Source organism: Phytoactinopolyspora endophytica, from assembly GCF_004138495.1.
Taxonomy (GTDB): Bacteria; Actinomycetota; Actinomycetes; order Jiangellales; family Jiangellaceae; genus Phytoactinopolyspora; species Phytoactinopolyspora endophytica.
On record NZ_ML142862.1, the window covers coordinates 212,466 to 217,145 of the forward strand.

5 protein-coding genes, 1 tRNA gene and 1 pseudogene are annotated in these 4,680 nt (G+C 65.7%); 3 read left to right on the plus strand and 4 right to left on the minus strand.

The features are described from left to right. Positions 1–207: 207 nt before the first annotated feature. Positions 208–522: a DUF3467 domain-containing protein gene (locus ELR45_RS24190; RefSeq protein ID WP_129668632.1), complete on the minus strand. Its 315-nt coding sequence runs from the start codon at positions 520–522 to the stop codon at positions 208–210. A gap of 177 nt (positions 523–699) precedes the next feature. Here ELR45_RS24190 and ELR45_RS24195 point away from each other — a divergent pair. Continuing rightward, positions 700–772 (plus strand) — tRNA-Lys (locus tag ELR45_RS24195). A 60-nt stretch (positions 773–832) separates the two neighbouring features. Here ELR45_RS24195 and ELR45_RS24200 read toward each other — a convergent pair. Together ELR45_RS24200 and ELR45_RS24205 are read right to left on the minus strand one after the other, a co-directional pair. Next, positions 833–1,099: a hypothetical protein gene (locus ELR45_RS24200; protein WP_129668633.1), complete on the minus strand. Its 267-nt coding sequence runs from the start codon at positions 1,097–1,099 to the stop codon at positions 833–835. 195 nt (positions 1,100–1,294) lie between these two features. Continuing rightward, positions 1,295–2,215, minus strand: a complete 921-nt coding sequence (locus ELR45_RS24205; RefSeq protein ID WP_129668634.1) for an NADP-dependent oxidoreductase — start codon at positions 2,213–2,215, stop codon at positions 1,295–1,297. A 119-nt stretch (positions 2,216–2,334) separates the two neighbouring features. Between ELR45_RS24205 and ELR45_RS24210 the strand changes: the two genes are divergently transcribed. Continuing rightward, positions 2,335–3,222 (plus strand): oxygenase MpaB family protein, encoded by an 888-nt coding sequence (locus tag ELR45_RS24210; protein WP_129668635.1) that lies wholly within the window; start codon positions 2,335–2,337, stop codon positions 3,220–3,222. Between the two features lie 93 nt (positions 3,223–3,315). Then, complete coding sequence (locus ELR45_RS24215) at positions 3,316–4,263, plus strand: GNAT family N-acetyltransferase (RefSeq protein ID WP_129668636.1); 948 nt, start codon at positions 3,316–3,318, stop codon at positions 4,261–4,263. 123 nt (positions 4,264–4,386) lie between these two features. On the opposite strand, the pseudogene ELR45_RS38925 reads toward ELR45_RS24215, so the two are convergent. Further along, positions 4,387–4,680 (minus strand): annotated as a pseudogene (locus ELR45_RS38925) (hypothetical protein); the annotation flags it as partial.

Genomic DNA, 4,680 nt, shown 5'->3' on the forward strand with positions numbered 1-4,680 from the left:
CCGGGGAGTTCGACGCAACGAGCACCCCTGACGCGACCACCACGAGAACCACGAGTGCCGAAACGACGGATTGTGAGAGGCGGCTTCTGCCCGCGGACGCCATAACCATGCCGGGCAGACTCGTGGAGGCGGATGAACCTCAGGTGTCCACTACCCCACGAATGCCCGACGTCATCCCCAATGTTCCACATTGAGCGCGGAGCGGGGTCAGGACTCCTCGGTCGGCTTCTCCTTCTTGCTGTACGAGCGTTCCCACATCGACAGCTGCTTCTCCAGCCCTTTCATGATCTCGAAGACCTGACTCGGAGGGACCCTCACACGTGATACGACGCGCGTGGGCACCTTGGTCACACGCTCCCCGTCGTCGTTCACGACGGACTTCGGAGGCCGCTTCACGACAGCGAAATCGAGGACGAAGGCATCTGGGGTGTGCCAGATCGACGCGAAGTCGGCGTACGTGCCGGGCTCCACGTCGTTGGGGATGTCGAGGTCGTACTCGCGTCGGCCGGACTGGTTTGCCATAGTTGTAACGATCTCACAACCGTCGTCGCGCGCCATCGCCGCATCCCCCGACGTGTCTGGAAATACCTTCGGACACCTCCAGCCGGTGGGTACAATGACCCAGGACACGCGACTTTGGCATGCCTTCCGCGACGATTTCGTTCTACCGGCCGGCTGGTGCTAAGCTCATGCGTCGTTGCGCCGTTAGCTCAATAGGCAGAGCAACTGACTCTTAATCAGTGGGTTCGGGGTTCGAGTCCCTGACGGCGCACCCCTCTCGTGCGGCCGTATGACTGTCGAGTAGCAGTCATACGGCACGCTGGGCGTGCTGTTACCAGTCGTCCTCGTCGCAGTCGGCGCAAATGAACACCCAGGCGCCCGACGCATGATCGCGACCGCGGAGCGTGAGCGTCGTCGGGGCGCCGAGACACAACGAGCACACGGGGTCACTCTGCTCGTCGGCCCGCTCGACCATCGCCACGAGCGCGGCGACGGTGTCCGCCGGCAGCTGCTCTAATGCTCTGTCGATGTGCTTGTGCTCGACGTCGATCACCGGATTTAGCAGCGTCCGCAGCCGGTCCGCAGGCGTCCTCGCCATGTGAAGCCCCTCGGTAGATTTGACCCCTTTGTCCCCCTGGGTTGTCCAGTGAGCGTACCGACCTCCCCGGACAGATGAACAGAGTTCGTCGCTCACGTATTTGCCACTATCAGTAGCACCACGCCCAGCTCGAATGAGCTCGAGCTGGGCGTACCGGGCTCTCCGGCCGGGTCAGGAGGAGCACGAGGCCGGTCATCACGCCGTTCCGGTCAGGACGACCTTCCCGCGCACGTGGCCGGCTTCCACGGCACGGTGCGCGTCGGCGACCTCGTCCAGCGAGAACACGGCGTCGATACGGACCCGCAGCGCACCCGTCTCGTAGAGCTCCACCAGCTGCACGAGACGCTCCGCGGAACGTTCGGTGCCGAGTACCCGGATGCCGTACCGTTCCGCGTACTCCTGTCCGGCGATGGTGCCGATCCGCTCTCGCTCGGGCAGCAGCTCCGTGGATGCCTGTATCGCTTCTTCGGTCCCGGCAGCGTCCAGGACGACGTCGACGCCGCCCGGCGCCGCGTCGCGCACCCTACTCACCAACCCATCGCCATACGTCACCGGCGTGGCCCCGAGCTCACGCAAATAGTCGTGGTTACGTTCACTGGCAGTGCCGACGACCGTCGCACCCCATGCACGGGCCAGTTGAACGGCTACCGATCCGACGCCACCGGTCGCCGCATGGATCAGCACGGTCTCGCCAGCGCCCACGCTCAACGCCTGCAGGGCAGTGTGCGCGGTCTGACCGGACGCGGAGAGCGCCCCAGCTTCCTCCCAAGGCATCCCGCCCGGCTTGGGCACCAGGTTGGTTGCCTTTGCCAGGGCATGCTCGGCATGCGCGGTGCCGGACGTCGGCCCGAGTACCGAGTCACCGACCGCAAACTCACGCACGCCTTCCCCGAGCTCATCGACGACGCCGGCGAACTCCGAACCGCCGCCTTGAGGGAATGTCGCTGGGGCCCACGACGCCGTATCCCCGCGGCGCTGCTTGACGTCGAACGGCTGGACGCCGGCAGCCTTCACGCGCACCCGCACCTGACCGGGGCCCGGCTTCGGCGGCTCGACGTCGACGATCTTCAGCACGTCAGGACCGCCGTACTCCTCGAAGACAACTGCTCGGCTCATGGACCAGACCGACCTCTCGTGGCTGACTCACTTACCAGGAAACGGTCTCATGCTCGTCAGCGGACCCGCAGCACGGAGCAGATGCGTGCACGATAAGTCCGATATGCGACGATATGTACATGTCGGCGAGTGTGCAGAACTCTGGGCATCGCGGGACGGCGACCACGCCGGACCATGAGCCTGACTGCAGCGCCCGCGCGCCGGACTTGGGTCTGTTCGGACCGGACAGCGTGAGCTGGCGGGTCCATCGCGAACCGATCCTCTGGCTTGCTGGACTCCGGGCCCTCTATCTGCAGGCACTCCACCCCCGAGCCGTGGCAGGCGTCGTACAGAACTCCGACTTCCGGCGCGACTGCTGGACACGGCTCATGCGGACCGCCGAGTACGTCACCACGGTCGTCTACGGCACCACCGACGACGCGCAACGGGCGGCCGAGCGCATCCGCCGCATCCACGACGCGCTGCGCGCCCACGATCCGGAGACCGGCGAGGAGTACCGCGTTGACGAGCCGCACCTGCTCCGTTGGGTGCACGTCAACGAGGTGGAGTCCTTCCTCAGCACGGCCCAGCGCGCCGGCGTACGACTGAGCGACGATGAAGTCGACCGCTACTACACCGAACAGCTGCGCGCGGCCGAGTTGGTCGGTCTCGACCCGGCCATCGTCCCGGCGTCTGCGGCAGAGGTCGACGAGTACTACCGCACCATCCGCCCGGAGCTCGCCCTGACACCGGCCGCGCGCGACGTGGCACTGTTCCTGACCGTGCCACCGATGCCGCGCAAACTCTCCTGGACCATCGGCCGGCCCGCCTGGCTGACCGTGGCCGGCACCGCCTTTGCCCTGCTCCCCCGGTGGGCTCGCCGCCTGTATCGGACGCCCGGATTCCCCACGACGGACCTCTCAGCCACCCTGACCATCCGTGGGATGCGTGGCGTCATCAGTGCGCTACCGATCCGAGAAGGACCGATCTATCGCGAGGCCATGCGCCGCGCCGAGCTCGGAGCCTGAACAGCAGCCGATGGCCATGATGCTTTCTGCGCGCCAAACCCGGCGCCGACAAATCTGTGGCTGGGCACGGACTGGTCACGGTAGAACTGGCGGGTGGCAACACCAGTTGATGTACGGCGCTTTCGCCCGGACGACGCTCTCGTGCTCGCTGATCTTCATGCGCGCAACGCCGCAGTAGACCACGCCGATCCCTATTCGACGTTGGAATCGCTGCCGACCGCTGCTGACCTCGTGTCAGCCGCCCAAGCAGCGATCATCGTTCGGGTCGCCGATACCGGTGAGGGCCCGGTGGACTACGGATCACTGCGGGCATGGACTGAGCAAGACGGGACGCGAGTCTTCCTGATCGACGGATATGTAGCGCCTTGTTTCCGTGGCAGCGGAATCGGGACACGGCTCCTGCAGACCGGCGAAAGCGCTGCACTCGAGAGAGCAACTGCCGAGGAATGCGTCGAGCGATCGGTACTGGCCGGCAATGGCTCGAGTGCCCATCCTGACCAAATCGCTCTGTTCGAGGACCACCAGTACCAACATGTGTTCTCGATGATCGAAATGGAGCTCAGAGAGCCCAAGGTCAGCACACATCCGCTCCCCGACAGGATCGGAATCCGCAATGCCACCGTCGGCGACGCCCGCGCACTGATCGAACTCACTGAGAGAGCCTGGGCCGGACGCCCGTACACCTACTCCGGACCAACGGTTGAGCAGTACCGACGTTGGCTGGCACATTCCGACCTCAGCCTGTTTCACGTGGCGACCTCCGACGATCGAATCGTCGGCTTCGTCGCGACCATCCACTCACAGCACCGGTCAGAGATCGACGACGTTCAGGTCGATCCAGAGTTCCGGCGCCAAGGCATAGCGCGGTCGCTGCTGACCACGAACATGTCACTACTACAGAAGCGTCGGGTTGACCGGGTGCGACTGCACACAGAAGCACATGACCCCGCAGGTGCCCGTTCTCTCTACGAGGCCCTCGGATTCCGTGTCGTCCGAGAATACCGGCGATACCGCAAACCCCTTGATGTCCTGTCCGCGTAGATCTGAGGCATCGCAGGTCACAGCGCTACGTTGTCTCGGATCTACGGGGCAGGACACGCGCCCCGCCCCCGGCCGCCAGGTTGACGGTGGTGGGCAGGGCTGTGCGCTGCTGTTGGTGGTGGTTCAGTGGGTGGTTGCGTCACTGGGCCAGTGGTGGTCGACGCGGGGCTGGGCGTGGGAGGGTGCTCGTGCACCGTCCCGCGTGTGGTCCCGTGCGCGGTCCTGTGTGTGGGCCCGGCGGTGTTGGGTGCCGGGCGCAGGCGGCGGTGACGACCGATACGTGTGTCCGGTCGGCGTGGTGGTTTCGACGATGTGCCGGTCGGGGTCGACGACACGGACGGTCCAGCCGGGCAGTTGGCGGGTGTGGTTGCCGCGTTGGCATACGCCACGCCCGTTGACCGCGGTGGTGTCGCCGCC

What these genes read in the sequence shown, in the direction of transcription:
- ELR45_RS24190 (WP_129668632.1), bottom strand. Translation starts at nt 522, where the DNA reads ATGGCAAACCAGTCCGGCCGACGCGAGTACGACCTCGACATCCCCAAC.
- ELR45_RS24200 (WP_129668633.1), bottom strand. Translation starts at nt 1,099, where the DNA reads ATGGCGAGGACGCCTGCGGACCGGCTGCGGACGCTGCTAAATCCGGTG.
- ELR45_RS24205 (WP_129668634.1), bottom strand. Translation starts at nt 2,215, where the DNA reads ATGAGCCGAGCAGTTGTCTTCGAGGAGTACGGCGGTCCTGACGTGCTG.
- ELR45_RS24210 (WP_129668635.1), top strand. Translation starts at nt 2,335, where the DNA reads ATGTCGGCGAGTGTGCAGAACTCTGGGCATCGCGGGACGGCGACCACG.